We start from the raw sequence: 26,046 nt of genomic DNA, 5'->3' as shown, positions 1-26,046 counted from the left end.
GTGGGCCCACATGCCGTCGCGGGCGTCGGCTCGATCTCACCAGGACACCCTGCATCTGGGAGGTCTCGCCTAATGGCAGCCAAGATGATCGCGTTTGACGAGGACGCCCGGCGCGGTCTCGAGCGCGGGATGAACCAGCTCGCCGACGCGGTGAAGGTCACGCTGGGCCCGAAGGGCCGCAACGTCGTGCTGGAGAAGAAGTGGGGCGCCCCCACGATCACCAACGACGGTGTCTCGATCGCCAAGGAGATCGAGCTCGAGGACCCGTGGGAGAAGATCGGCGCCGAGCTGGTCAAGGAAGTCGCCAAGAAGACCGACGACGTCGCGGGCGACGGCACCACCACCGCTACCGTGCTCGCCCAGGCGCTCGTACGTGAGGGCCTGCGCAACGTCGCTGCCGGCGCCAACCCGATGGCCCTGAAGAAGGGCATCGAGGCGGCCGTGGAGCGCGTCAGCGAGGAGCTCTCCAAGCTGGCCAAGGACGTGGAGACCAAGGAGCAGATCGCCTCCACCGCCTCCATCTCCGCCGCCGACCCCGAGATCGGCTCGCTCATCGCCGAGGCGATGGACAAGGTCGGCAAGGAAGGCGTCATCACCGTCGAGGAGAGCAACACCTTCGGTCTGGAGCTGGAGCTCACCGAGGGCATGCGCTTCGACAAGGGCATGACGTCGATGTACTTCGTCACGGACTCCGACCGCATGGAGGCCGTGCTCGAGGACCCGTACATCCTGATCGTCAACTCGAAGATCTCGGCCAACAAGGACCTGCTGCCGCTGCTCGACAAGGTCGTGCAGTCCGGCAAGCCGCTCCTCATCATCGCCGAGGACATCGAGGGTGAGGCCCTGGCCACCCTGGTGGTCAACAAGATCCGCGGCCTCTTCCGCTCGGTCGCCGTCAAGGCCCCGGGCTTCGGCGACCGCCGCAAGGCCATGCTCGCCGACATCGCCATCCTCACCGGCGGCCAGGTCATCGCCGAGGAGGTCGGTCTCAAGCTGGAGAACGCCACCCTCGACCTGCTGGGCCGCGCCCGCAAGGTCGTGGTGACCAAGGACGAGACCACGATCGTCGACGGCGCCGGTGACGCCGACGCGATCGCCGGCCGGGTCAACGAGATCCGCGCCGAGATCGACCGCACCGACTCCGACTACGACCGGGAGAAGCTCCAGGAGCGCCTGGCCAAGCTGGCCGGCGGCGTGGCCGTCATCAAGGCCGGCGCCGCCACCGAGGTCGAGCTGAAGGAGCGCAAGCACCGCATCGAGGACGCCGTGCGCAACGCCAAGGCGGCCGTCGAGGAGGGCATCGTCCCCGGCGGTGGCGTGGCGCTGCTGCAGGCCGGCGCCAAGGCGTTCGACAAGCTGGAGCTGCCGGGCGACGAGGCCACGGGTGCGGCCATCGTGCGCAAGGCGCTGGAGGAGCCGCTCAAGCAGATCGCGGTCAACGCCGGCCTTGAGGGTGGCGTCGTGGTCGAGCGCGTCCGCAACCTCACCCCGGGTGAGGGCCTCAACGCGGCCAGCGGCGACTACGTCAACATGTTCGAGGCGGGCATCATCGACCCGGCCAAGGTGACGCGTTCGGCGCTGCAGAACGCCGCCTCGATCGCGGCGCTGTTCCTGACCACCGAGGCTGTCATCGCCGAGAAGCCGGAGAAGACCCCGGCCGCTCCCGCCGGCATGCCCGGCGGCGGTGACATGGACTTCTGATCGAGGGTTCTCGACCCGAGGTTCTCGCGAGCGGCCCGCGCCGGTGTTTCCGGTTCGGGCCGCTTCGCTTTTCCGACCGCCCTTATCGGCGGTTTTTCGGGTGCCGCCACTATCTGTAGAGAGCCGATAACGTTCTGATATACCTGGGCCGGCAGAAAACGATTAAAGGGACTTGACCCATCGCGACCACTGCGGTTGGGGCGCATAACCGGCGGCGGTCCAGGCGTGGTGGGCGAGCGTGTTGTCATGAAGGACCATCGCGTCGGCCCGGAACGCGCCGAAGGCGGCGAAACGCGTCTCGGCGGCGGCCAGCAGGGCGGTGGCGATGCCCTGGCGACGGTGAGCCGGATGGACGGCCAGGCGATAGAGATGGGCGCGCCACCCGTCCCAGCCCGCGATCAGCGTGCCGGCCAGCGCGCCGTCCAGCTCGGCCAGGAGCAGCGCCTGCGGGTCCCGCTCGACCAGCGCCCGCACCTTGCCGGCCGAGTCGTGACGGTCGGTGCCCTCGGCGGCGTGCAGCCAGAACTCCAGGACAGGTCCGACGTCCGCCAGGCCCCCCGGACGGATCGTTAGATCGCTCATGGGGGGAAGCTACCAATCCACCCGGATCCCCCGTATGGATCACGAGGTCTGCCAAAACGCGGCACCGCCCCCCGGAGGAGGCGGTGCGCTCGCGTGGTCAGATCCCGAAGTGCGGGACGATGTGGCCGCGCGCCAGGGTGTTGGCGGTGATGTTGAAGCCCACTACGGCCGGGCTGGTGTCGGTGTCGAGGCCGAGGGTGTCGACGCCGAGCGCGTGCACGGTGAACACGTAGCGGTGCGGGTCGCCGGGAGGCGGCGCGGCGCCGCCGTAGTCCTTGGAGCCGTAGTCGCTGCGGGCGTGCTTTGCGCCCTGCGGGAGACCCTTGAACTCGGGCGCGGTGCCGGCGCCCGTGGGCAGCTCGGTGACCGACGCCGGGATGTCGAACAGCACCCAGTGCCAGAAACCGCTGCCCGTGGGCGCGTCCGGGTCGAAACAGGTCACCGCGTAGCTGCGCGTCTCCGCCGGGGCGCCCGACCAGCGGAGGCTGGGGGAGAGGTTCTGGCCCGTCATGCCCCAGTCGTTGAAGACGTGGAGGTCGCTCAGCCTCTCCCCGTCCGTCATGTCGTCGCTGTGGACCGTGAGCGAGGGGACCGACGGCAGGTATTCGTGTGGCAGCGGTGCTGGCACGGCATCCTCCTTGGGTGAGAGCTCCTTGACGTCATCCTAGAAGTGATCCCCTACCCCGCCACCGTCCCTGTCACGGGGCGAGCTGGGGCGGCAGGGGCTTGCGGTGGAGGACCGTGAGCGAGGTGACGGCACGGGTGAGCACCACGTAGAGGCGGGCCAGGCCGCGGGGCTCGGCGTCGACGATGTCGGCCGGCTCCATCACGATGACGTGGTCGTACTCCAGGCCCTTGGCGAGCGTCGCCGGCACCACCAGGAGGCGGTGCTCCTGGGTGGAGTCGGGGTCGAGGACGGCGTGCGCGACGCCCGACAGCGACCCGGAGACGGCGGAGACGGCGGCGTCGGGGACGATGACGCCGATCGAGCCCTCGCGGGCCAGCGCGTCGCGGACCGCCTCGTGGAGGTCGCCGGCCGGCCGGATCGAGAGGGACCCGGCGCCGGGACGCAGGGACCGGGGCGGGGCGAGCCCGGGGGCGATCGACGGCAGCAGGCGGGCGGCGTAGTCGAGGACCTCGCGCGGCACGCGGAAGCCCAGCGTCAGCTCGGTGACCTCGCCGTCCTGCCCGAGATGCGTCAGGACCGACCGCCACGACGTGGTGGACCAGGGGGTGGTGCCCTGGGCCAGGTCGCCGAGCACGGTGGCGGAGCCGTTGCGGCAGCGGCGGCCGAGCGCCCGCAGTTGCATCTCCGACAGGTCCTGCGTCTCGTCCACGACGAGGTGGCCGAGCGAGGGCGTGCGCTCGATCAGGTCGCGCAGCTCGTCGAGGAGAGCCGCGTCGGCGGCGCTCCACTTGGCGGACTTCCATCCCCGGTACGGTTTCCGCCAGAGCAGCAGCTGCCGCTCCTCGGGCGACAGGTCGGACCTGGCGGCCCTGGCGAGGAACTCCTCGTCCGCCAGCAGCCGGTAGAGCACCTGCTCGGGCACCAGCTTCGGCCACACGGCGTCGACCAGCTGCTTGACCGGCCTGGACCGGGCCACCGCGTCCTGCACCCGGTCGTCGGGTGACTCGCCGCGCTGCTCCATCCGTACGAGCACGAGGTGCGCGAGCCGCTGGGCGAGGGCGGCGCGGCCGGGACCGTAGCGGGTGGTGCCGCGCAGCGAGGCGACGATCTCGCGCACCTCGTGGTCGGCCACCCGGAAGCGGTAGGCGCCCTTGGAGTAGACCAGGCCCTCTTCAGGCTTGACGATGTGGAGCCACAGGGCCCGCTTCAGCACGGCCGCCATCCGGGCGTCGCCCTTGACCGCGCCCACCGCGGGGTCCTCGGGGGCCGCGTGGTCGCCCAGCAGGCCGGCGACCGTGGTCTGGTCGACCTTGACCTCGCCCAGCGCGGGCAGCACCGAGGAGATGTAGGAGAGGAAGGCGCGGTTCGGCCCGACGATCATCACGCCCGCCCTGGCGAGCCGCTCGCGGTGGGTGAACAGCAGGTAGGCGGCCCGGTGGAGGCCGACCGCCGTCTTCCCGGTGCCCGGCGCGCCCTGCACGCAGACCGTACGGGTGAGCGCGGCGCGGACGATCTCGTCCTGGTCGGGCTGGATGGTGGCCACGATGTCGCGCATCGGGCCGGTGCGGGGGCGCTCGATCTCCTCGGTCAGGATGCGCGACGGGCCGATCTCGGTGCCCTGGTCGAGCCGTTCGTCCTCGTACGCGGTGAGCGCGCCGCCGTGGTAGCCGAACCGGCGCCGCAGCGTGACGTCCATCGGGTCGGCGGGGCTGGCCTGGTAGAAGGCGCGCGACACGGGGGCGCGCCAGTCGATGACCAGGGGACGGCTGTCGCCGTCGTGCACGTGGCGGCGGCCGACGTGGATCGTGGTGGGCAGGTCGTCGGCGGCCGAGCGGTCGAGCCGGCCGAAGAACAGCGGGGTGTCGGGGTGATCGGCCAGGGCGGCCACGCGCTGGTCGAGCAGCGACTGCAGGATCTGCTGCGACACCCAGTCGCCGGCCGCGTCGGCCGACAGCGACTGCGCGTGCGCGCGCATGGCCGCCAGCGCGGCCCTGGACTCGGCCAGATGGGCCTGCTCGGCGGCGAGGACGTCCGTGGGCAGGTCCGGGGGTATGTCGGGGGCCAGTTGGTCTGTGGGCATGCGAAAGTGCCTCCCGGCGCTCGGAGGTGGGTAACAAGGCAGCGAATCCGCCAGTTTAATGCGGCTGTCGGGGTGGCTTCAAAACATTTAGCCGTCGCCGGGGAGGGGTAAGAAGTCCGGCGTGGCGCGTGTGCGACTCGGCTTCTCCCCGATCCTTCCCACGATCGCGAGCTTCCTGCTGGCCACCCTCTGGGGGCTGTCGGTCTTCGCGGGCTGGGGGCTGGAGGCGTTCTGCGGCGGGTCGTCGCCGTCCTGCGTCCAGCGGCTCGCCGTGTTCTCCTCGGTCTCCGGGCTGTTCGCCGCGGTGGCCGCCTGCCTGACGGTGGCGGCCTGGGCGCTGCCGGCGGCGCGGCAGGACGAGCGGACGTTCACCCGGTTCATGGGGCTGAGCGTGGCCTCGTGGATCGCCGCGGAAGGGCTGCTGTTCCTCGGCGGGCTGCTGGCGAAGTGAACACTCCTCGCAAACGGCGGACATATAACGAAATGCCGCAAAATCCGGGCATACCAGGTGGCATTGCCGGATCATCGGGTATGTCGCAGCCGGATTCGGTTGCGGTGGTGTGAGGACGCAGTGAGGGGGGTGGTTCGATTGTCGACGACCCGCGGAGTCTCTTGGACGTGAGACCGGGATGCCTGGCCGCTCGATGAGCGGCCGGGCTCACACCCCGCCCAGCACGTCGTCGGCGTCGATGATCGAGTAGGCGTAACCCTGTTCGGCCAGGAACCGCTGCCGGTGCGCGGCGAACTCCTGGTCGACCGTGTCGCGGCTGACCACGGTGTAGAAGCGCGCCCCGCCGCCGTCGGCCTTGGGCCGCAGGACCCTGCCGAGCCGCTGCGCCTCCTCCTGCCGGGACCCGAACGTGCCGGACACCTGGATCGCCACGCTCGCCTCGGGCAGGTCGATGGAGAAGTTGGCGACCTTGGACACCACCAGGACCTGGATCTCCTTGTCGCGGAAGGCCTGGTAGAGCCGCTCGCGCTCCTTGATCCGGGTCTCCCCCTTGATCACCGGCGCGTTCAGGTGTTCGCCCAGCTCGTCGAGCTGGTCGATGTACTGGCCGATCACCAGCACCTGGTCACCCAGGTGACGGCGTACGAGCGCCTCGGTGACCTGGGTCTTGGACGGCGTGGTGGCGCAGAAGCGGTAGCGCTCCTCCGACTCGGCCATCGCGTACGCCAGCCGCTCCTCGTCGGTGAGCGTCACCCGCACCTCGACGCAGTCGGCCGGGGCGATCCAGCCCTGGTTCTCCATCTCCTTCCAGGGCGCGTCGTAGCGCTTGGGGCCGATCAGCGAGAACACGTCGCCCTCGCGGCCGTCCTCGCGCACCAGCGTCGCGGTCAGGCCGACGCGCCTGCGGGCCTGGAGGTCGGCCGTCATCCGGAAGATCGGCGCGGGCAGCAGGTGGACCTCGTCGTAGACGATGAGGCCCCAGTCGCGCGCGTCGAACAGCTCCAGGTGGCTGTAGACGCCCTTCCGCCTGGTGGTCATCACCTGGTAGGTGGCGATGGTGACCGGACGGATCTCCTTCTTGCTGCCGGAGTATTCGCCGATCTCGTCCTCGGTCAGCGAGGTGCGCTTGAGCAGCTCCTGCTTCCACTGGTGGGCGCTGACCGTGTTGGTGACCAGGATCAGCGTCGTCGCCTGGGCGTGCGCCATCGCGGCCGCGCCGACGATGGTCTTGCCGGCGCCGCAGGGCAGCACGATCACGCCGGATCCGCCGTGCCAGAAGGAGTCGGCCGCCTCCTGCTGGTAGGGCCGGAGCGTCCAGCTCTCCTGGACCAGCTCGACCCGGTGGTGCTCGCCGTCGACGTAACCGGCCAGGTCCTCGGCCGGCCAGCCCAGCTTGAGCAGCGCCTGCTTGATGTTGCCGCGGTCGCTCGGGTGGACGGCCACGGTGTCGTCGCCGACGCGCTCGCCCAGCATCGGCTGGATCTTCCTGGCGCGCAGCACCTCTTCGAGCACGGCCCGGTCGGTGGAGGTCAGCGTCAGCCCGTGGACCGGGTGCTTCTCCAGCCTGAGCCGGCCGTAGCGGGCCATGGTCTCGGCGACGTCGACGAGCAGGGCGTGCGGCACCGGGTAGCGGCTGTAGCCGATCAGGGCGTCGACGACCTGCTCGGCGTCGTGCCCGGCGGCGCGGGCGTTCCACAGCGCCAGTGGCGTGACCCGGTAGGTGTGCACGTGTTCGGGCGCGCGCTCGAGCTCGGCGAACGGGGCGATGGCCTTGCGGCACTCGTCGGCCCTCTCGTGGTCGACCTCGAGCAGCAGCGTCTTGTCTGATTGGACGATGAGCGGGCCGTCGTTCACAGCCATCCCTTCAAACGGTTGACGCCTATCCAACACGCGCGACGGCCCAAACAGTCCCCCGGACGGGGAAATCAGTCGTCGAAGTGGCCGTTGACGCCCAGGTAGAAGAACAGGACGGCCATCATCAGGAAGCCGGCCACCAGCACCACCCAGCTCGCGACGGTGAGCGTGCGGGCCTTCTCGGGCGCCGTGCCGGAACGCAGGGACAGGCCGGCCAGGACGGCGCCGACGACGCCGAAGACGTTGCAGCAGGAGACGACGCTGAAGAGGTTGAGCGCGAGCGCGACGATGCCGCTGACGTTGGGCTCGCCGCGGGCGTGCTGCGGGGGCGGCGGGTAGCCGCCGTAACCGTAGGACGGGGGCGGCTGCTCCCCGTAGGGGGCGCCGTAGCGCTGGTACGGGTAATCGTCCTCGCTCATGCCACCTCCTGACGGGTCAAGAAATATCACGGATCGGGCAAGATCCTGACTCGGTCGCCGATCCTGCTAACCGGCGAACCGCGCGCGCAGCGCCTTGCGGTCGAGTTTGAGCACGCTGGTGACCGGGATCGAGTCGACGAACGTGACCTCGCGGGGATACCTGACGCGGCCCACGCGCTCCCTCGCCCAGGCGATCAGCTCCTCGGCGGCGACCTCCGCGCCGGCCGCGAGCTGCACGAACGCGACGACCTCCTCGCCCAGCCGGTCGTCGGGGCGGCCGACCACGCCCGACATGACCACGCCGGGGTGCTGGTTCAGCACGTCCTCCACGTCGCGGGGGAACACGTTGAACCCGCCCCTGATGATCAGGTCCTTCTTCCTGTCGACCACGTACAGGTAGCCGTCGTCGTCGAGGCAGCCGACGTCGCCGGTGCGCAGCTCGCCGCCGACCAGCGCGGTGCCCTCGGGGTCGGGCTCGTGCTCGCCCCAGTAGCCCAGCATCAGCGACTCGCCGGACACGCAGATCTCACCCACGTCGCCCTGCTCCACCGGCTCGCCGGACGAGTCGCGGATCGTGATCGTGTAGCCGGGCAGCGGCAGGCCCACGCTGCCGGCCTTGCGCCGTCCCGGCGGGTTGAACGTGGTCACCGCGCTGGTCTCGGTCAGCCCGTAACCCTCCAGGATCGTCACGCCGGGCATCCGCCGTTCGAACTCCGTCAGCACCTCCTTGCCCAGCGGGGCCGCGCCGCAGGTGAGGAAGGCCAGGTCGGGCAGCGGGTGCGACTCCAGCGGCTCGGCCAGCAGCATCTGCAGCATGGCCGGCACGACGGTGCCGTACTGGACGCGCTGCTCGGCCGCGAGCCGGAGGAACGCCCCGGGGTCGAACCAGCGCATCAGCACGGCCTGGGGCGGCTCGACGGCGTGCATCCCGGCCACGGTGACGATCAGGCCGTACGCGTGCGAGAGCGGCACCGGGACGATCGCCCGGTTGATCCCCTCCTGGTGGGACAGCTCGTAGGAGGCCTTCGCGACCTGCCACAGGCCCGCGTGGCTGAGCATGACGCCCTTGGCCCTGCCGGTGGTGCCCCCGGTGTACATCAGCGCGGCCAGGTCGCCGGGGTCACGCGCCACCGGGCCGTGCTCGGCGGCCCGCTCCAGCTCGGCGGTGTCCACGTAGACCGGCACGTCCACCCCGGCCGCCCGCACCGTGCCGGCCAGCTCCGGCGAGGTGACCACGGCGGCGGCGCCGCTGTCGAGCAGGATGTGGCGCAGCTCGGCGGCGCCCACCAGGAACACCACCGGCGTCACCACGGCGCCCGCAGCCCACAGCGCCTGGCAGACGAGCGGCACCTCGGGGGAGGTGGCCATCATCACGACCACGCGGTCGCCGGGCCGGATGCCGGCCTCGACGAAGCCGCCGCAGACGCGCCGGGCCCGCTCGGCGAGGCGGTGGCTGCGGTGCCAGACCCCTTCGTAGAACATCGCGTCGTAGTCGTCGAACCTGCTCCATGACTGCTCGGCCAGACTGCTCAGCGTGTGCTCGGTCACATGCCCTAACTTCCGCCGACTCGCGGCACGCAGTCAACCCCGCTCAGACGCCGGACACGCCGGTGATGCGGTGCAGGGCGAAGCGGTGGACGGCGGCCCTGGTCTCGTCGTAGGCGGTCAGGTAGCCGCCCTCCATCCGGGCCGGCTCCAGGATGCGGGAGGTGGCGTTGCCCTGCGAGTCGGTGTAGCCGATCCACACCCGCATCCCCTGCCTGATCGCGTCCTGCAGCTTCGAGATCGTGGCCGTCGCGGGGGTGCGGGGCACCTGGCCGCCCGGGGCGTCGACCGGCTCGCGCCGGGACAGGTGGGCCGCGTCGCCCGCGCGCAGCGCCCGCACGGCCGCCGCCGCCACGCCCGGTTCGGGCTCGCCGGTCGGCGCCACCTGGCGGACCGGGGCGGGGCCCTCGGTGCGCCTGCTGTCGAGCTGGGAGATGATCACGTCGCCGTCGAGCGACTCGGGGACCGGCGCGTACCCCATCGCCCGCAGCGAGTCGACCAGCACCGCGCGCGACGAGCGCGAGGCGATGACCGTCGGCGCCAGCCTGCGCAGGCGCAGCGCCGCCGACCGCCGGTCGGCGGTGATCTGGTCGAGCAGCGCCGGGTCGTCGCAGCGGACGTAGGCGCTGGCGGTGCCGACGCGGATCCGGCCGTGCCGCCGCGCCACGTCGGAGACGAGGTACGACAGCGCCTGCGGGACAGGCGTGGCGGAGTGGCGCTCCAGCATGGCCAGCAGCTCCTCGGCGGCCTGGCCCGCGTCGAGCGCGCGCCGCACCGAGCTCTCGCTGAACCGGTAGACGGTGGCGCCCCCTTTGGACTCCACGTCGGCGGCGAGCGTCATCCAGCGGTTGAGCTCGCTGGTCAGCGGGCCGGGCGCGACCGCCGTCAGGTCGGCCTGCAGCAGCACGTGGTCGACCGGCTCGGGCAGCAGCGGGGCCAGCACCGGCGCGGCCTCCGCACCGGTGATCAGGGCCCGCCCGTGACCCGACAGCACGCCGAGCCCGGTCAGGCCGAGCTGCTCGGCCTCGCGCAGCGCGAACTCGGTCAGCTGCTCGCGCAGCGGCCCCCGGCGGCGCGGCTGCTCCCAGGCCAGCCGTTCCAGCACCGAGTCGTGCGCCGGGGCGAGCCCCGGCGCGGAGGCCAGCACGCCCATCGTGGCCTTGCGCACCCCGGCGGCCGACGAGCGGCGCAGATCGGGGTGGAGAGCGTTGAGCGGCTTGTCGCGATCGTCACGCTCGCCGACCAGTCCGGGCACCCGGTCCATCGCCAGCCAGGCCGCGGCCAGCGCCACCCAACGGTCGGCGGTCGACCTGACCCGCCACAGGTCGTAGCCGCTGGTCGGCAGCCACTCGCCGTCGACGCTGCCGCCCGCCGCGATCAGCCCCGACGCGTACGCGACCTCCACCACCAGCGCGGCCACCCAGTCGGGCAGGTCGAGCTCGCCCGCCGTGCGCTTCATGTCGCGCACGCCCAGGCCCCCGGTGCGCAGCACGCCCGGCGGCTCGATGCTCCAGCGCTCGCACAGCTCCTCGACGGCCCGCACGAACGCGAACGCCTGCCCGGCGGCCGTGCGGTCGGCCAGCTCCTGGCCCCGGGACGTGCCTTCGAGCGAGGGCGGCAGCGCCAGCAGGTCGCGGTGCACCCGCCCGCCCCGCAGATACAGGCCCACCTCGCGGGGCAGCGTCACGCTCTCCTCACCCGCCGCCGCCAGCAGGCCGCGGGCCAGCAGCTGCTCGATCGGCGAGCGGGCGGAGGCGACGCGCACCTCGCGCCTGGCGTTCGGCACCCGGCCGGTGGGCGGGCCCCACGCGAGCTGCTCCAGCGCGGCCCGCGACTCCGGCGGCACCTCCTCGATCAGTTTGCCCGGCTCGGCCAGCGCCGCCGCCAGGCGCTCCCGGCCGGACCCGGTGGTGCCCGGCGCGACGTCGTCGGCCATCTCGTCGAGCTGCTCCGGCGCATGGTGGCGGAACGCCACGTCGGCGGGCGGGCCCAGGCCGGCCGGGTCGTCCAGCACCTTGCGCACGCCCGGGGCCAGGTCGAGCGCGCTGTCGGGCCCGTACACGAGCCCCAGGTCGCGCAGCCGGTCGAGCGCGGACGTCAGCGCCGGCTCCGGCTTGCCCGCCGCCAGCGCCGCTGCGACCGTCTCGCGCAGCGCGGTCTTCCTGACCGGGCCGTCCCGGACGGCGAGCGTCTCGACCACGGCGAGCGTGAAGCGGTCGAGCCGGTCGAGCACCCGGGCGATCGCCGACGGGCTGCTCGCCCGGGCGGCCAGGCCCTCCAGATGCGCCGGCACCGGAGTGATCAGCTCGGGGCGCGCGGTCACCAGCGCCCGCAGCTGCTCGTCGGTGCGCCCCCTGATCCACTCCGTGAACTCCATCGTTGCCATGGTATGTCCCTGCTGATTGGGGCAGCATTGCTAGGCGTGATAGAGCGAGCCGACCAGCTGATTCTCAACTACGTCAGCAAGGCCGCCGACGCGGCCCACGGCGTGCTGAGACCCGAGCAGCGGCTCGACTTCACCAGGCGGCTGCGTACCAGGATCGAGGCCGAGCGGCGCGGCAGCCAGAGCGCCAAGGACGTGACCAGGCTACTCGCCCGCTTCGGCGACCCGGTGCTGCTGGTGGAGCGCGAGGCCCGGCGCCTCGCGGAGACCGCGCCCGCTCTCCTCGAAGCCGCCGCGGTCGCTCCCTCGGGGGAGGAGGCCACCGCCGCGTTCCCGAAGATCCGCGACGACGTGCCGCCGGGCGTGGCGCGGAGCAGGCGGGAGGCCGAGCGGCGGCTGGCCAGGGAGGCGCGCGGGCTGCCGTTCGCGGGGTTCCGCAGGGCCGCGATGTCGGTGGCGAACCCCATGGTCACCGAGGGCAGGGACGCCAGGACCGTGGTCAAGGAGCACCCCCGGGAGGTCGCCGCGCTGCTGGTGCTCGTGGTGGCCGCGCTCCTGGTGCCGTTCGACCTGGCTCCCGTGGCGATCTTCCAGGTGCCGGTGATCGCGTGGGCGGCCGGCTCGGCGATGGTGATGTTCAGCGACACGTGGGCGCTGCGCGACCGGCTGATCGGCGTCGGCTCCCCGTTGCTCGGCTACAGCGCGGGCGGGCTGATCGTGGGGGGTCTGCGGGTCGGCGGCGAGCCGGGGCTGGAGGCGTTCGTGGTCGAGTTCTTCAACGCCAGCGGCGTCATGTTCATGGTCGGCACCGGCGTGAGCGTGGTCTGGCTGGCCTACCGGCTGGTCGATCAGGAGTGAACGGCCGCGGGCGACGGCAGCAGCCCGACGGCCAGCCGGACCCACGCCGCCACGAACTGGTCCTTCTCCGTGTGCCCGGGCGTCTCGCCCACCGTCTCCTGGAACAGCCGGTACTGCACGACGGCGCCGCCGAGCACGGCCGAGATGCCCTGCCAGTCGACGTCGGCCGACCGGTATTCGGGCTGGGCGTGGAACCAGGTCACGATGGCGTCGAACATCGGCTGCAGCAGCCCCTGCCGCACCACCGCCACCAGCTCGGGGAACTGGCTCAGGTCGCGGAAGAAGATGCGGGTCAGCTCCGACTCCTCGCGCACCTTGGCCAGCCCGGCCCTGCACAGGTGCGACAGCCGCTCCTCCAGGTCCTTCGAGGTCTCCATGGCGCTCAGCTCGGCGAGGCTGCCGGCGACCTGGCCGCGGGTCCTGGCGGCGTGCTCGTTGATCGCCGCCGACAGGACCTCGTACTTGGACTTGAAGTGCCGGTAGAGCCCGCCGGCGCCCGGCGAGAGGCCGGAGGCGGCCTCGATCTCGGCCACGGACGTGGCGGCGTAGCCGCGTTCGGCGAAGAGCCGCAGAGCCTCGTCGATGATCCGCTCGCGCGTGCTGGTGGCGGCGGCCTTCGCGGGTGTGCTCCCGGTGGCTCCCGTGCTCGGCGATCTGCTCATGTCGTTTCTGATACCTCCGCAGTGGAGGGTAGTCGCCGGCCCGCGGGGACCTTGACAGCCGGGCAGGAACCCTTCCGATGACTACGGTCCCACGACCCGAGCCGTTACGCGTATCGGGAGGTTCTTTGGCATCCTTCAGGTGTGGCGACTTCGGTGGGATTCGACCTGGACATGACACTTGCCGACACTCGGAACGGTATTGCTGCCGTCTATGACGAGTTGTCGGCCCGGCTCGGCGTGCCCATCGACAGCCGGAAGATCGTGACCAGGCTCGGCCCGCCACTGGAGGCGGAGCTGGCCAACTGGCTGCCCGCCGGGGAGATCGCGGCGGCGGCCGACCTCTACAGGGAGATCTATCCCGAGGTGGGGGTGCCCGTGCACGTCGCGATGGAGGGCGCGCACGAGGCCGTCGCATGCGTCAAGTCGCGCGGCGGGCGGGTCATCGTGGTGACGGGCAAGAACCTGCGCGACGCGAGAAGCACGGTGCGGCGGCTCGGGCTCGACGTGGACGACGTGGTGGGCTCCGTTTTCGGCGCGGACAAAGGAACCGCGCTCACCGCTTTCGGCGCCGCCGCATATGTCGGCGACCATGTGGCGGACATCGAAGCGGCGCGGGCCGGAGGCGCGGTCAGCGTCACGGTCGCCACCGGCCCCTACACCACGGCCGAGCTGCGCGACCACGGGGCCGACGTGGCACTGGGCGATCTGACGGAATTTGCCGATTGGTTCGCCGGTTGGCAACGGAGTCGTGAACTCGTGTAATTCACCGGCATTTACCCGGTCGCTCTGCCGCGCTACGGGGCATAACCTACATCCATTCACCTAATCCACGACGTTCGAACGAGGTCCTCCTGTGCCGAGTGGCAAGGTCAAGTGGTACGACGCCGACAAGGGGTTCGGTTTCCTCACCCGTGACGACGGCGGTGAGGTCTTCGTGCATTCCTCCGCCTTGCCGGCCAACGCCGGGCCTCTCAAGCCCGGGCAGAAGGTCGAGTTCGGCGTGGCCGAGGGCAGGCGCGGCCAGCAGGCGCTCTCCGTGCGGATCCTGGAGCAGCCGCCGACGCTGGCCAAGACCAAGCCCAAGGCCAAGCGGAAGAAGCCGGACGAGATGGTGGTGATCGTCGAGGACCTGATCAAGCTGCTCGACGGGTTGTCCACGTCCTACCAGCGGGGCAAGCACCCTGAGGCCGCGCACGCGAAGAAGGTCGCGGTGGTGCTCAGGGCCGTCGCCGACGACCTCGACGTCTAGCTTCAGGGCGGGTTCGTCAGCGGTTTGGTCCGGTCGAGAGGCTCCGGCGGGGCGTACGGGGCCGTCTCGGCGTCCGCGGCGGCCTCCCGCGTCCGCGCCTTGGCCGCCCTGACGCGGGCGCGGCGCCTTACGACGAGCCAGCCCAGCGTGACGGTGAGCACGCACGCGAGCGTGACCAGCCCGGCCGCGCTGCTCTCGGTGAGCGACAGCCCGAGCCCGATCAGGCCGCCGAAGACCCAGGCGAGCTGGAGGAACGCCTCGACCACGCCGAACGTCGACGAGCGCACCTCCTCGCCGATCTCGCGCTGCACGATCGCGTCCAGCGCGAGCTTGCCCAGCTCCTGGGCGAACGCGGTGACCAGCGAGATGGCCACCGCGGCCCAGAGCCCGAAGAGGATCGCGGTCACGGTGGCGGTCACCGCCGTCGTGGCGAGCGTCAGCAGGACGAGCAGGCCGGGCGCGTGGTTGCGGGTCCAGTTGGCGATCACCGCGCCGGCCAGGCCGCCCAGCCCGGCCGCGAGCGTCAGGACCGCGAGGGTCTTGGTCATGTCGAAGAACGGGTCGGGCGCGGGCGGCGCCAGCCACGGCACGACCTTGTCCTGCACCAGGAAGAGCAGGAAGAACAGCAGGAAGCCGGAGAACAGCCGGATGGCGACGTTGGCCCAGACCGCCTCGGCCACCGCCGGGCCCACCTGGAGCAGCGTCCGCCAGCGCGGCGCCCTGCCCTCCTCGGGGGTCTCCTCCTCCAGGTCGGGCGAGTCGACGTGGCGCGGCAGCCGCACCGCGAACACCCCGGCGGCCAGGAACACCACCATGGCGACGCGCAGCATCGTGGCGCTGCCCAGCCAGAGCGTCAGCCCCGCCCCGACCGGCACCATCACGCCCGCCGTCACCAGCGAGAACAGCGCGACCCGCGCGTTCGCCGAGACCAGCGTGATGTCGGCGGGCAGCACGCTCGGCATGATCGCGGCACGCGACACGTTGTAGGCCTTCGACAGCACCAGCACGCCCAGCGCGCCCCCGAACAGCGTCAGCAGGTCCTGCGGGCCGACGGCCGCCGCCATCGCGAAACAGAGCAGGCCGCGGCCGAACAGCGTGCCGGCCATCACATAGCGCCGGCCCGACCTGAACCGGTCGAGGATCGGCCCCACGAACGGCGCCAGCAGCGCGAACGGCAGCATCGTGATGACCAGGTAGAGCGCCACCGGGCCGCGGGCCTCGCCGACGGGCACCCCGAAGAAGACGGTGCTGGCCAGCGCGACCGTGACGAGCGTGTCGCCGGCGCTGTGGCCGGCGGTCAGCTCGATCAGCCGGCCGAGGCCGGTGCGGTCGGCGCCGTTGGCGTGGGTGAGGCGGCGGGTGGCCCGGCCGACCGACCGCGCCGCGCCCGCGGTGGCCTTCCCGGCCCGCGCGGTGCCGCCGGCGGTCGCCTTGCCGGCACGCGCGGTAGCCCGGCCCGCGTCGGCGACGCCGCGCCCCACGCGCCGGGAGAGGTCGCGCGCTCGCTCCCAGCCTCCCTCCACGCTTACCAGTCTTACCCGATCGCCCCTCCAACCCTCACCCCCGCTTTCGCACCACTTGCGGTCATCTGTCGCGTCAGGACGCAAATCTTGTGGCGGAATCCGGTGTTTCAGGGAGGCGGCAGGCGGGAATGCGGGCTAGTCGGCCCCGGCACAGTCAGCCATGGGAGAGAATGAAGTGTGAGCGAACAGCACCTTTCGGCGGAGGCAGGCCGATGAGCCGTGCCAGGACCCGCTCCGCCGCGCCCGACCAGGCCTGTGTCGCCGCCGTTGACCTGGCACGCGACGCGGCCCAGGAGCTGGCGCGGCCGGGTGAGCCCGGCGAGCACCTGGGCTACGAGAGCGAGGGCGACCGGGTCGTCACCCACTACTTCGCCTGCCAGGACCGCGCCTATCGCGGCTGGCGGTGGGCCGTCACCGTCACCCGGGCGTCGCGGGCGAAGAAGGTGACGGTCAGCGAGGCCGTCCTGCTGCCGGGTTCCGGCGCGCTGCGCGCTCCCGAGTGGCTGCCGTGGAGCGAGCGCCTGCGCCCCGGCGACCTGGGCGTCGGCGACCTGCTGCCCACGCCGGAGGACGACGACCGGCTGGTGCCGGGTTTCGCCGAACTCGACGACGAGGCGGAGCAGCAGACGATTTTCGAGTACGGCCTGGGCCGGGCCCGTGTGCTCTCGGCCATCGGCAGAGACCGGACCGCCAGGCGCTGGCATTCCGGCGAGCACGGGCCGCACACACCGATCGCACACGCCGCTCCCGCGCAGTGCTCCACCTGCGGCTTCTACTGGCTGCTCGCGGGTGGGCTCCGGCAGCTGTTCGGGGTCTGCACTAACGAGTACGCGCCCGACGACGGCAAGGTGGTCGCCGCCGACCACGGCTGCGGCGCCCACTCGGAGGCGGCGGTGCTGCCGCCGCCCGTCGAGCAGGCCGTGCCCATCCTCGACGACCTGGGCTTCGACCTGATGGAGGAGGAGGCGGGCTCGGTCGGCGAAGCCGACTCCGAAGAGCTCGGCCACTCCTGACGGTGCGGGCCGCTAGCCTACGGTGGCCCCGTACCGTTCGACCCCAGGATCGTGACCGATGACCGACACCTTTGGCACCGACCGGATGCGAGCCGCCGTGCTCGCCGCGTGGACGGCCTCGCCCGCCCGGTTCCGCGAGGACGCCAACGCCGAGGAGGACTTCGCGCTCGGCGGCTACCGCGACCGCCTGATCGTCGAGCTGGCGCAGAACGCCGCGGACGCGGCGCTGCGCGCGGGCGTGCCGGGGGTGCTCAGGCTGACGCTGCGCGGCGGCGTGCTGACGGCCGCCAACACCGGCGCGCCGCTCGACGCGACCGGCGTGGAGAGCCTGGCCACGCTCCGCGTGTCCGGCAAGCGTGACGAGGCGGGCGCCGCCGGGCGGTTCGGCGTCGGGTTCGCGGCCGTGGTGACGGTCTGCGACGAGCCGGTGATCGGCTCCCGCGGTTCCGGCTCGGTGCGCTGGTCGCGCGCGGAGACGGCCGAGCTGGTCGCCTCGGTGCCGGAGCTCGCGGGCGAGCTGGCCGCCCGTTCCGGCCACGTGCCGCTGCTGCGCCTGCCGTTCGAGGACGGCCCGCTCGACGTGCCCGACGGGTTCGACACCCTGGTACGCCTCCCGCTGAAGGACGACGCGTCGGCCCTGGCCGTCCGGCGCATGCTGGAGGAGGCGAGCCCGGCGCTGCCGCTGGGCATGCCCGCGCTGTCCGTGATCGAGATCGACCTCGACGGCGAGGTCCGCAGGGTCACCGCCGACGGCTGGCACGTCGTCTCGGAGTCCGGCGAGTTCGCGCCTGAGCAGGTGGCGGAGCTGTTCGCCGACCGGCCCACCGAGGAGCGGGCGCGCCCGTTCTGGTCGGTCCGCTGGGCGGTGCCGCTGACCGGCATCGGCGAGCCGGGGCCGCTGCCCGCCGCGGTGCCGCCGGTCGTGCACGCGCCGACGCCCAGCGACGAGCCGATCGACCTGCCCGCGCTGCTCATCGCGTCGTTCCCGATGGCCACCGACCGCCGCCACGTGGCCAAGGGGCCGCTGGCCGACTTCCTGGTCGAGAAGGCCGCCGCCGCCTACGTCCGGCTGCTGGAGGAGCTGCCGCGCACTCCCAAGCTGCTCGACCTGGTGCCTTCGTACATGGGCAAGGGCGAGCTCGACGCGCGCGTCCGCCGCGCCGTGCTCCAGCGCCTGCCCGACACCCCGCTGCTGCCCGCGCTGTCGGCGCCCGCGCCCGCCGTGCGGACGCCCTCGTTCGCCGACGCGGAGGTCTACGAGCCCGACGCCGAATGGCTGGTCGAGCACCCGTCGCGGGAGCCGGGGGAGGACGGCTGGGTCGTCTCGGGCCGCGAGGCCGCCGTGGTGGCCGGGTCGGGCGAGCTGCTCGACGCCGTCGCCGCGTTCGTCCCCGGGCTGCTGCCCGCCGGCTGGCCCGCCCGGCATCCCGCGATGACCTCGCTGGGCGTGCGCAGGGTCGAGCTGTCCGACGTGGTCGACCTGCTTTCCGGCGAGGCGGTGGAGGGGCGCGAGCCCTCGTGGTGGCGCTCGCTCTACGAGGTGCTGCCGGCCGACGACCCCGAGTCGCTCGGCGCGCTGCCGGTGCCGCTGGCCGACGGGCGGCTGGTGCGCGGCCCGCGCGGCACGCTGATCCTGACCGACGGCGGGTCCGCGCTCGACCTGACGCCGCTGGGGCTGCGCATCGTGCATCCGGAGGCCGCCCACCCCGCGCTGCTGCGGCTGGGCGCCGCCGAGGCCACCCCGCGCACCATCCTGGACGACCCGATCACCAAGGCCGCCGTCGCCCAGTCGCTCGACAACCCCGACGCGGGGCCGGTCGCGCACGCCGTGCTGTCCCTGGTCCAGGCGGCGGGGCTGGCGCCGGGCGAGGCGCCGTGGCTGGCCGAGCTGGCGCTGCCCGGCGCCGACGGCGAGCTCTACCCGGCGGGTGAGCTGATGCTGGCCGATGGGGCGCTCGCCGGGCTGCTGGAGCCCGGCACCCACCTCGGCGTGGCCGCCCGCGAGCTGGAGGAGACCTACGGGCCGCGGGTGCTGGAGGCGGCGGGCGTGCTCGACGGGTTCGCCGTGGTGCACGACTCCGACGTGCTGCTCGACCGTGACGAGTGCGACCACGACCTCGACGGCGAGGACGAGTGGCTCGACCACGTTCTCGACCTGCTGCCGGAGCTGGACGTGCCGCCGGTGGTGCCGGAGTTCGCCGCCGTGCGCGACCTGGAGCTGGTCGCCGACTGGCCGGCGGCGCTGCGGCTGCTGACCCGCCCGCCGCTGCGCGCCGCCCTCCACCCGCTGCGGATCGAGGGCGTCGAGGTGCCCTCCTACACCGCCTGGTGGCTGGCCGGCCATCCGGTGCTGGGCGGGCGCAGGCCGCGCGAGCTGCGGCTGCCCGGCGCCGACCCGCTGCTGCAGGGCCTGTACGCGGACGCGCCGGAAGGGCTGGACGAGGGGGCGCTGGCCATGCTCGGCGTGCGCGGCACGCTCGCCGACCTGCTCGACTCCCACGGCGGCCCCGAGGAGCTGCTGGATCTCATGGCCGACGAGTCGATCGAGGTCGATCGGGCGCAGCTGCGTTCCCTGTGGGTGGCGCTGGCGGCGGTCGAGCCCGATCGGGTGGCGCCGCCGTCCCGGGTGCGGGCCGTGCTCGGCGGTGACATCGTGGTCGCCGCCGCCGAGGACGTCGTCGTGGTGGAGGCGCCCGACCTGCTGCAGCTGGTCACCGACCGGCCGCTGGTGCTCGCTCCCTACGACCTGGCGGAGTCCCTGTCGGAGCTGCTCGACCTGCCGCTCGCCGGCGAGGTGGCGGCCGGCGAGGTCACCACCGCCGGCGAGACCCGGCAGGTGCCGCCCCAGGTGCGCTCCCTGCTCCCGACGGCCCCCGAGACCTACGTCGAGCACGAGAAGCTGCTGGTGGACGGCGTGCCGTGCGCGTGGCGGTTCTTCGAGGGCGCCGTCCACTGCACCGGCCTCGACGGCCTCGCCCGCGGCCTGGCCTGGGCCACCGGCCAGTGGAACGACCGCCTAGCGGTGGCCGCCATGCTCCGCGACCCGTCCGCGGTCCCCCTGCTCCTGGCGGAGGCGGACCTGTCCTGATCTCCTGAAGAAGCGGACCGGTCCTGAGCTCCTGACGGAGGCGGACCGGTCCTGATCTCCTGGCGTCATGGAAAGGGCGGGCGTGTGGCGACCCGACCCACGCCCGCTCTCCGGACCTACGGCGGGCCGGGCAGGCCGAAGGCTTGCTAACGGCGCCCAGCCCGAGGGGTTTCCCAAAAGAGGTTCTCAGTTTTTCAAAAGGAAGAACCGGCGCGATCTCGGATCACGGCGGATCAGGCGGCGGGACAGGCGGCACCGGACTCGGGCATCGTGCCCTTCAACAGGTACGCGTCCACCGTGCGGACGACGCACGTGCTGCCGCTCAGGTAGGCGCCGTGCCCCTCGCCCTCGTAGGTGACCAGGACGCCGGTCTTGAGCCGGTCTGTCAGCGACACCGCCCATTCGTACGGTGTGGCGGGGTCGCCCTTGCCGCCGATGACGACGATCGGGGCCGAGCCGGTGGCGTCGATGTGCTTGGCCTCGTCGCTGCCCTCGGTGGGCCAGTGGGCGCAGGCGCCTGAGGTGCTCTCGACCGACATGATGGGGAAGATCTTCTCGACCTGCTCGTTGAGCGCGGCCATGTCGGCGGCTGTCGGCCGCTGGGAGGTGTCGGCGCAGCTGATGGCCTGGAGGCTGGTCATCATGGTCGAGTAGGTGCCGTCGGGCCTGCGGCCGGTGTAGCTGTCGGCCAGCGCCAGCAGGGTGGTGCCGTCGCCCTTGAGCGCCGCGGCGACGCTCTGCTCCAGCATCGGCCAGGTGGCCTTGGCGTACAGCGGGGTGATGACGGCGAACTGGGCCAGGCCGTAGGTGAGCTGCCGGTCGCCGACCTTGAGCGGCTTCTCCTTCAGGTCGTCCATCAGCGCTTCGACGGTCTGGCGCGCTTCGGCGGGGGACTTGCCGAGGTCGCAGCCCTGTGCGACGCAGTCCTTCGCGAACGCCTCGAAGGCCTGGGCGAAGCCCTTCATCTGGGTGAGCGCCCGCTGCTCGAAGGTGACGTTCGGGTCGTAGGCGGCGTCGAGCACGAACCGGCCGACCTTCTCGGGGAACTTGGTCGCGTACACCGAGCCGAGGTGGGTGCCGTACGAGAGGCCGAAGTAGTTGAGCTTGTCGTCGCCGAGCGCGTCGCGGATGCGGTCGAGGTCCTGGGCGGCGTTGACGGTGCCGACGTGCGGGAGCACCTTGCCCGAGTCGGCCTCGCAGGCGGCGGCGAACTCGCGGGCGGCCTTGTCGGGGTTCTCCCCGGCGGCCGGCGACATCAGCTCCTCCACCTTGCCGCCGCACTTGACGCCCGCGCTCCTGTCGACGCCGCGCGGGTCGAAGCTGACCAGGTCGTAGGCGCTGCCGGGGCCGGCGAAGGCCTGCCTGGCCAGCGCCAGCGTGTCGACGCCGGAGCCGCCGGGGCCGCCGAAGTTGAAGACGAGCGACCCGAGGCGGTCACCGGTGGCCTTGATCCGGATGAGGGCGAGGTCGATGGTGTCGCCGTCGGGCCGGCTGTAGTCGAGCGGCACGGCGAGCGTGCCGCATTCGAGGGCCGGTTCTGGGGTCATGGTCTTGCCGTCGGGCCCCATGAGGTCGGTGCACGCCTGCCACGCCACCGCCCCGGTGTCGCGCGCGGCCGGCTCGGCGGCGGGCTTCTCGGCGCCGGCGCAGCCGGTCGCCGCCAGGGCGAGCACGAGGGAGGTGAACAAGGTCCTTTTCATGCCATCAAGCATGAGAGAGGAGGCGTTTGCTCAGGTAGTACAAGGAAACAGCAGTTCGAGGTGACTCCCGTAAGCGGCGCGGGATGACAGATGTCAGCGGCGGAGGCGGTGGACGAACCACATGCCGAAGAAGCCGAAGCCCACGCCGGTGAGACACGTCCAGACCCACCAGGAGTTCTCCGGGGCGGGCGGGAAGATCAGTAAGGCGACCAGGGCGATCGCCCAGAGGCCGGTGCCCACGGCGATGGTGGCGGTGTCGTTGGTCTCGATCGGCTCGGGGTCGGGGTGCCACTGCTGCGTCACAGCATCCAGCCTAGCTTCCAATCGCATCTCGATACGGTTACCAGCACTTTTGGCGAATCGTCCCAAGTGTCACAGTTCGCCCGTGAGTGACTCCCGTACCGCTATAGACCGGTATTTCTCCATCACCGAACGCGGCTCCACCGTCTCCCGTGAGGTGCGCGGTGGCCTGGCCACGTTCTTCACCATGGCGTACATCGTGGTGCTGAACCCGATCATCATCGCCAACGGCAAGGACATCCAGGGTGAGGTGATCGGCGACGGCACCACGCCCAACGTGGCGCTGGTGGCCGCGGGCACCGCCTTCGTGGCCGGTGTCCTGACCATCCTGATGGGTGTGATCGCCCGGGTGCCGTTCGCCCTGGCCGCCGGGCTCGGCCTGAACGCCTTCGTGACGTTCAACATCGCCCCGCTGATGACCTGGGAAGAGGCCATGGGCCTGATCTTCCTGGAAGGCATCGTGATCGGCATCCTGGTGCTGACCGGGCTCAGGGTCGCGGTGTTCCGTGCCATCCCGTCCCAGCTCAAGACCGCGATCAGCGTCGGCATCGGCCTGTTCATCGCGCTGATCGGGTTCGTCGACGCGGGCTTCGTGCGCCGGGTGGCCGCCGGGCCGCCGCTGGAGATGGGCATCGGCGGCAACCTGTCTTCCTGGCCGATCCTCGTCTTCGTCATCGGCCTGCTCGCCACCGCGGCGATGGTGGCGCGCAAGGTCAAGGGCGCGATCCTGCTCGGCATCGCCGGCACCACCCTCATCGCGATCGTCGTCGAGGCGCTGACCGGCTCGGGCGCGTCCTCGCCGGAGAACCCGGACGGCTGGCAGCTGAACGTCCCCGCCTGGCCCAGCGAGGTCTTCGGCTTCAACAACCCGCTCGTGCTGTTCGCCGAGTTCGACCCGTTCGGCGCGTTCAGCTCGGCCGGGCTGCTGCTCGCCGTGCTGTTCGTGTTCACCCTGCTCATCACCGACTTCTTCGACACCATGGGCACGATCGTGGGCGTCGGCCGCCAGGCGGACCTGGTCAAGGAGGACGGGACGCTGCCGCGTACCCGTGAGATCCTGCTCGTCGACTCGCTCGGCGCCGTCGTCGGCGGCGCAGGCTCGGTGTCGTCCAACACCACCTACGTCGAGTCGGCAGCGGGCGTCGGGGAGGGCGCGCGGACCGGCCTGGCGAGCGTGGTGACCGGCGCGCTGTTCCTGGTGGCGATCTTCTTCGCGCCGCTCGTCCAGATCGTGCCGTACGAGGCCGCGGCGCCCGCCCTGGTGGTGGTCGGCTTCCTGATGATGACCGCGATCCGCGACATCGACTGGACCGACTACGAGATCGCCATCCCGGCGTTCCTCACCATCGTGCTCATGCCGTTCACGTACTCGATCTCCAACGGCATCGGCGCCGGCTTCGTCTCGTACGTGCTCATCAAGGTGGTCCGCGGCAAGGCGCGCGAGATCCACCCGCTGATGTGGGCCGTCGCGGCGTTGTTCGTGCTGTACTTCGCGCTCGGCCCGATCAGGGTCATGCTCGGGCTCTGACCAGGAAGTACGGGCCGCCGTCCGCGAGGACGGCGGCCCGTTGGGTATCAATGGGTGAGACGGAATGTGGCTTGGGAAATTTCTTGACCGCGGCTATAGTTAGCAAAGGTAATGACACATGCTAACAAGACCTCAGTCCCAGATGGACCTGCGAAGCGACGCCGGTCTGGCTTCCGCGTTGCGCGTTTCCCTGGCCAGGCTAAACAGGCGGCTGCGCAGGCAGGCGGCGGCGCACCCGCTGACCCCCACCCAGTTCGCGACTCTGGCCGCCGTCGAGCGGCACGACGGGATAACCCCTGGCGAGCTGGCCGAGCTCGAAAAGGTGCAACCGCCCTCGATGACCCGCGTGATCGCCGGGCTGGAGGAGCGCGGCCTGGTGTCGCGCAGCCCGCACCCGAGCGACCGGCGCCAGGTGACCGTGACCGTGACCGACGCCGCCAGGAAGCTCCTGAAGGAGGAGCGGGCGCGCAAGGAAGCGTGGCTGACGCGGCAACTGAAGGAGCTGTCGCCGGAGGAGCGGGCGATTCTCCGTCAGGCGGCTCCGATCCTGGAGAAACTCAGCAGGATCTAGAGCCTGAAGAACCCAGGACCGGGATGTTCCGGTCGCTCAGGATTCGCAACTACCGCATGTTCGCCATCGGCGGCGCGGTCTCCAACGTCGGCACCTGGCTGCAGCGCACCGCCCAGGACTGGTTGATCCTCGACCTGACCAACGGCAGCGCCGCGGCCCTCGGCACCGCCACGGCTCTGCAGTTCCTGCCCATGCTGCTGTTCGGCATGTTCGGCGGCGTGCTGGCCGACCGCTACCCGAAGCGGCCCCTGCTCATCACCGCGCAGACGCTGATGGCCACGCTGGCCCTGGCGATCGGCGTGCTCACGATGACCGGCGCCGCCCAGGAGTGGCACGTCTACGTGATGGCCTTCACGCTCGGCATGATCTCCTGCGTCGAGGTGCCGACCCGGCAGGCGTTCGTGGTCGAGATGGTCGGCAGGGACGACCTGCCCAACGCGATCGCGCTCAACAGCTCCAGCTTCAACCTGGCCCGCGTCGTCGGCCCGGCCGTCGCCGGCATGCTCATCTACATGCTGGGCGGCACCGGCCCGCTGTTCCTGATGAACGCGCTCACGTTCGCCGCGGTCATCTCCAGCCTGGTGTTCATGCGGAAGGCCGAGCTGCGCCCGTCGGACCCGGTGCCCAGGGCCAAGGGGCAGCTGCGCGAGGGGCTCAGGTACGTGCTGCGCCACGAGAAGCTGCTGATGCCGATCCTGCTGATCGCCTTCGTGTCGATGTTCTCGCAGGCGTTCTCGATGTCGATCGCGCTCATGGCCCGCGAGGAGTTCAAGGCGGGGGCCAACTCGTTCGGCCTGGCCTCCAGCATGTTCGCCGTCGGCGCGCTCGCCGGGGCGCTGCTGGCCGCCCGCAGGGTCACGATCTCGCGCAGGATGCTGTTCGGCGGGGCGATCGGCTTCGGCGTGTTCCAGATCGCGGCCGGGCTGGCTCCGTCCTACCTGTTCTACCTGGTCCTGCTGGTGCCCGCCGGCGTCGCGCTGATCACGGTCAACACCGCCGCGAACGCCGCCGTCCAGCTCGCCACCTCGGCCGAGATGCGCGGCCGCGTCATGGGCATCTACATGCTGGTCTTCGTCGGCGGCTCGCCCATCGGGGCGTCGCTGGTCGGCTGGCTGTCGGAGCTCGGCGGGCCGAGGGCCGGCGCCGTCCTGGCCGGCGGGTTCGTGCTGGCCGGCACCGCGATGGCCGTCCTGGTCACCAGGATGATCACCGGGCGGGTGGCGCGGCGGCGGGCGGTGCCTGCCACCACCTGAGGCGGGACACACTGGGGGTATGAGGCTCTTCGCGGCCGTGTTGCCGCCCGACGAGGTGCTGGACGAGCTCGAACGCGCGATCGCGCCGCACGTCGGGCAGGTGCCGGAGCTGCGCTGGCCGGACCGCGCCACCTGGCACGTCACGCTGGCCTTCTTCGGCGAGGTGCCCGAGCGGGCGCTGCCCGACCTGCGTGCCCGCCTGGCCCGCGCCGCCGGCCGCCACCCGGTGCCGGCCCTGGCCTTCACCGGGTTCGGCGCGTTCTCGTCCGTACGGCGCGCGCGGGTGTTCTGGGCGGGCCTGTCGGGCGACTCGATGGTCCGGCTGGTCGACTCCGTCAGGGCCGCCGGCCGGCGGGCCGGCGCCGCGAACATCGACGAGAAGCGCTTCCACCCGCACCTGACGCTGGCCAGGGCCAAGGCCGAGACCGACCTCCGCCCGCTCGTCGACTCGCTGGCCGGATTCACCGGCTCGACGTGGCGGGCGGAGACGATCCGGCTGTTCGTGAGCGAGCCGGGGCCGCGGGTGAGGTACGAGTCACTGGACGAGTGGGCGCTCGCACCCGCGTCGCCCGGCTAGGCTCCTGGGCGTGGACCGTCCTCGTTCCTGGCTGCTGCCCCTGGTGCTCGGCCTCCTCATGCTCATCGTGATCGTCGGCGC

General features: G+C 71.9%; 22 protein-coding genes. 11 read left to right on the top strand and 11 right to left on the bottom strand.

The window, feature by feature from the left end; all coding sequences use genetic code 11:
- The first annotated feature begins 72 nt into the window (after positions 1-72).
- Positions 73-1,701, top strand: coding sequence for a chaperonin GroEL (gene groL / locus FR742_RS32380; protein ID WP_148035127.1), 1,629 nt, complete (start codon positions 73-75; stop codon positions 1,699-1,701).
- 162 nt (positions 1,702-1,863) lie between these two features.
- On the opposite strand, the gene FR742_RS32375 is transcribed toward groL, so the two are convergent.
- From FR742_RS32375 to FR742_RS32365, 3 genes are all read right to left on the bottom strand, one after another.
- A complete protein-coding gene (locus tag FR742_RS32375) occupies positions 1,864-2,283 on the bottom strand; it encodes a GNAT family N-acetyltransferase (RefSeq protein ID WP_148035126.1) in 420 nt (139 codons plus the stop codon).
- A gap of 97 nt (positions 2,284-2,380) precedes the next feature.
- Entirely contained in the window at positions 2,381-2,911 is a 531-nt protein-coding gene (locus FR742_RS32370) for a YbhB/YbcL family Raf kinase inhibitor-like protein (protein ID WP_372452525.1), read from the bottom strand.
- A gap of 70 nt (positions 2,912-2,981) precedes the next feature.
- A complete protein-coding gene (locus FR742_RS32365) occupies positions 2,982-4,991 on the bottom strand; it encodes an AAA family ATPase (RefSeq protein WP_148035125.1) in 2,010 nt (669 codons plus the stop codon).
- 121 nt (positions 4,992-5,112) lie between these two features.
- Here FR742_RS32365 and FR742_RS32360 point away from each other — a divergent pair, with 121 nt between their 5' ends.
- Positions 5,113-5,442 carry a hypothetical protein gene (locus tag FR742_RS32360; RefSeq protein ID WP_148035124.1) on the top strand — a complete coding sequence of 110 codons (330 nt, stop codon included), beginning with the start codon at positions 5,113-5,115 and terminating at the stop codon, positions 5,440-5,442.
- Positions 5,443-5,649: 207 nt separating this feature from the next.
- Here the strand turns inward: FR742_RS32360 and FR742_RS32355 are convergent, their stop codons facing one another.
- From FR742_RS32355 to FR742_RS32340, 4 genes are all read right to left on the bottom strand, one after another.
- Complete coding sequence (locus FR742_RS32355) at positions 5,650-7,302, bottom strand: DNA repair helicase XPB (RefSeq protein WP_148035123.1); 1,653 nt, start codon at positions 7,300-7,302, stop codon at positions 5,650-5,652.
- A 65-nt stretch (positions 7,303-7,367) separates the two neighbouring features.
- A complete protein-coding gene (locus FR742_RS32350) occupies positions 7,368-7,715 on the bottom strand; it encodes a hypothetical protein (protein WP_148035122.1) in 348 nt (115 codons plus the stop codon).
- A 66-nt stretch (positions 7,716-7,781) separates the two neighbouring features.
- A complete protein-coding gene (locus FR742_RS32345) occupies positions 7,782-9,263 on the bottom strand; it encodes an AMP-binding protein (RefSeq protein ID WP_148035121.1) in 1,482 nt (493 codons plus the stop codon).
- A gap of 43 nt (positions 9,264-9,306) precedes the next feature.
- Positions 9,307-11,637 (bottom strand): helicase C-terminal domain-containing protein, encoded by a 2,331-nt coding sequence (locus FR742_RS32340; RefSeq protein ID WP_148035120.1) that lies wholly within the window; start codon positions 11,635-11,637, stop codon positions 9,307-9,309.
- Positions 11,638-11,682: 45 nt separating this feature from the next.
- Between FR742_RS32340 and FR742_RS32335 the strand changes: the two genes are divergently transcribed.
- Entirely contained in the window at positions 11,683-12,501 is an 819-nt protein-coding gene (locus FR742_RS32335) for a hypothetical protein (protein ID WP_148035119.1), read from the top strand.
- Here the strand turns inward: FR742_RS32335 and FR742_RS32330 are convergent.
- Entirely contained in the window at positions 12,492-13,163 is a 672-nt protein-coding gene (locus FR742_RS32330; RefSeq protein WP_148035118.1) for a TetR/AcrR family transcriptional regulator, read from the bottom strand. The genes FR742_RS32335 and FR742_RS32330 overlap by 10 nt on opposite strands.
- 141 nt (positions 13,164-13,304) lie before the next feature.
- Between FR742_RS32330 and FR742_RS32325 the strand changes: the two genes are divergently transcribed.
- Both FR742_RS32325 and FR742_RS32320 read left to right on the top strand, forming a co-directional pair.
- Positions 13,305-13,925: an HAD family hydrolase gene (locus FR742_RS32325; RefSeq protein WP_222709216.1), complete on the top strand. Its 621-nt coding sequence runs from the start codon at positions 13,305-13,307 to the stop codon at positions 13,923-13,925.
- Positions 13,926-14,016: 91 nt separating this feature from the next.
- Positions 14,017-14,412 carry a cold-shock protein gene (locus tag FR742_RS32320; protein WP_148035117.1) on the top strand — a complete coding sequence of 132 codons (396 nt, stop codon included), beginning with the start codon at positions 14,017-14,019 and terminating at the stop codon, positions 14,410-14,412.
- 2 nt (positions 14,413-14,414) lie between these two features.
- Here the strand turns inward: FR742_RS32320 and FR742_RS32315 are convergent, their stop codons facing one another.
- Positions 14,415-15,935, bottom strand: coding sequence for an MFS transporter (locus tag FR742_RS32315; protein ID WP_187281474.1), 1,521 nt, complete (start codon positions 15,933-15,935; stop codon positions 14,415-14,417).
- Positions 15,936-16,147: 212 nt separating this feature from the next.
- Here FR742_RS32315 and FR742_RS32310 point away from each other — a divergent pair, with 212 nt between their 5' ends.
- Both FR742_RS32310 and FR742_RS32305 read left to right on the top strand, forming a co-directional pair.
- Positions 16,148-16,948, top strand: a complete 801-nt coding sequence (locus tag FR742_RS32310; RefSeq protein WP_148035116.1) for a DUF3027 domain-containing protein — start codon at positions 16,148-16,150, stop codon at positions 16,946-16,948.
- Positions 16,949-17,006: 58 nt separating this feature from the next.
- Positions 17,007-20,036, top strand: a complete 3,030-nt coding sequence (locus FR742_RS32305; RefSeq protein ID WP_148035115.1) for a sacsin N-terminal ATP-binding-like domain-containing protein — start codon at positions 17,007-17,009, stop codon at positions 20,034-20,036.
- 233 nt (positions 20,037-20,269) lie between these two features.
- Here the strand turns inward: FR742_RS32305 and FR742_RS32300 are convergent, their stop codons facing one another.
- Together FR742_RS32300 and FR742_RS44810 are read right to left on the bottom strand one after the other, a co-directional pair.
- Positions 20,270-21,736: an alpha/beta hydrolase gene (locus tag FR742_RS32300; RefSeq protein ID WP_148035114.1), complete on the bottom strand. Its 1,467-nt coding sequence runs from the start codon at positions 21,734-21,736 to the stop codon at positions 20,270-20,272.
- Positions 21,737-21,829: 93 nt separating this feature from the next.
- On the bottom strand, positions 21,830-22,039 hold the full coding sequence (locus FR742_RS44810) for a DUF2530 domain-containing protein (protein ID WP_261808917.1): 210 nt from the start codon (positions 22,037-22,039) through the stop codon (positions 21,830-21,832).
- Positions 22,040-22,121: 82 nt separating this feature from the next.
- Between FR742_RS44810 and FR742_RS32290 the strand changes: the two genes are divergently transcribed.
- The 4 genes from FR742_RS32290 to thpR all read left to right on the top strand — a co-directional run bounded on the left by FR742_RS32290 (position 22,122) and on the right by thpR (position 25,965).
- Complete coding sequence (locus FR742_RS32290; RefSeq protein WP_261808916.1) at positions 22,122-23,564, top strand: NCS2 family permease; 1,443 nt, start codon at positions 22,122-22,124, stop codon at positions 23,562-23,564.
- Positions 23,565-23,706: 142 nt separating this feature from the next.
- Positions 23,707-24,135 (top strand): MarR family winged helix-turn-helix transcriptional regulator, encoded by a 429-nt coding sequence (locus tag FR742_RS32285; RefSeq protein WP_261808915.1) that lies wholly within the window; start codon positions 23,707-23,709, stop codon positions 24,133-24,135.
- A 23-nt stretch (positions 24,136-24,158) separates the two neighbouring features.
- The gene (locus FR742_RS32280; protein ID WP_148035110.1) at positions 24,159-25,388 is read left to right on the top strand and encodes an MFS transporter; all 1,230 of its coding nucleotides are present in this window, start codon (positions 24,159-24,161) and stop codon (positions 25,386-25,388) included.
- A gap of 19 nt (positions 25,389-25,407) precedes the next feature.
- Complete coding sequence (thpR, locus tag FR742_RS32275; protein ID WP_148035109.1) at positions 25,408-25,965, top strand: RNA 2',3'-cyclic phosphodiesterase; 558 nt, start codon at positions 25,408-25,410, stop codon at positions 25,963-25,965.
- The last annotated feature ends 81 nt before the right edge of the window (positions 25,966-26,046 follow it).

This window comes from Nonomuraea sp. C10 (assembly GCF_008017515.1).
GTDB lineage: Bacteria > Actinomycetota > Actinomycetes > Streptosporangiales > Streptosporangiaceae > Nonomuraea > Nonomuraea ferruginea.
This window is presented reverse-complemented; position numbering and strand designations above follow the sequence as displayed.

Bases quoted from the DNA above. Each gene is read 5' to 3' on its own strand.
- groL (WP_148035127.1), top strand. From the start codon at position 73: ATGGCAGCCAAGATGATCGCGTTTGACGAGGACGCCCGGCGCGGTCTC.
- FR742_RS32375 (WP_148035126.1), bottom strand. From the start codon at position 2,283: ATGAGCGATCTAACGATCCGTCCGGGGGGCCTGGCGGACGTCGGACCT.
- FR742_RS32365 (WP_148035125.1), bottom strand. From the start codon at position 4,991: ATGCCCACAGACCAACTGGCCCCCGACATACCCCCGGACCTGCCCACG.
- FR742_RS32355 (WP_148035123.1), bottom strand. From the start codon at position 7,302: ATGGCTGTGAACGACGGCCCGCTCATCGTCCAATCAGACAAGACGCTG.
- FR742_RS32350 (WP_148035122.1), bottom strand. From the start codon at position 7,715: ATGAGCGAGGACGATTACCCGTACCAGCGCTACGGCGCCCCCTACGGG.
- FR742_RS32340 (WP_148035120.1), bottom strand. From the start codon at position 11,637: ATGGAGTTCACGGAGTGGATCAGGGGGCGCACCGACGAGCAGCTGCGG.
- FR742_RS32330 (WP_148035118.1), bottom strand. From the start codon at position 13,163: ATGAGCAGATCGCCGAGCACGGGAGCCACCGGGAGCACACCCGCGAAG.
- FR742_RS32310 (WP_148035116.1), top strand. From the start codon at position 16,148: ATGAGCCGTGCCAGGACCCGCTCCGCCGCGCCCGACCAGGCCTGTGTC.
- FR742_RS32305 (WP_148035115.1), top strand. From the start codon at position 17,007: ATGACCGACACCTTTGGCACCGACCGGATGCGAGCCGCCGTGCTCGCC.
- FR742_RS32300 (WP_148035114.1), bottom strand. From the start codon at position 21,736: ATGAAAAGGACCTTGTTCACCTCCCTCGTGCTCGCCCTGGCGGCGACC.
- FR742_RS32285 (WP_261808915.1), top strand. From the start codon at position 23,707: ATGGACCTGCGAAGCGACGCCGGTCTGGCTTCCGCGTTGCGCGTTTCC.
- FR742_RS32280 (WP_148035110.1), top strand. From the start codon at position 24,159: ATGTTCCGGTCGCTCAGGATTCGCAACTACCGCATGTTCGCCATCGGC.
- thpR (WP_148035109.1), top strand. From the start codon at position 25,408: ATGAGGCTCTTCGCGGCCGTGTTGCCGCCCGACGAGGTGCTGGACGAG.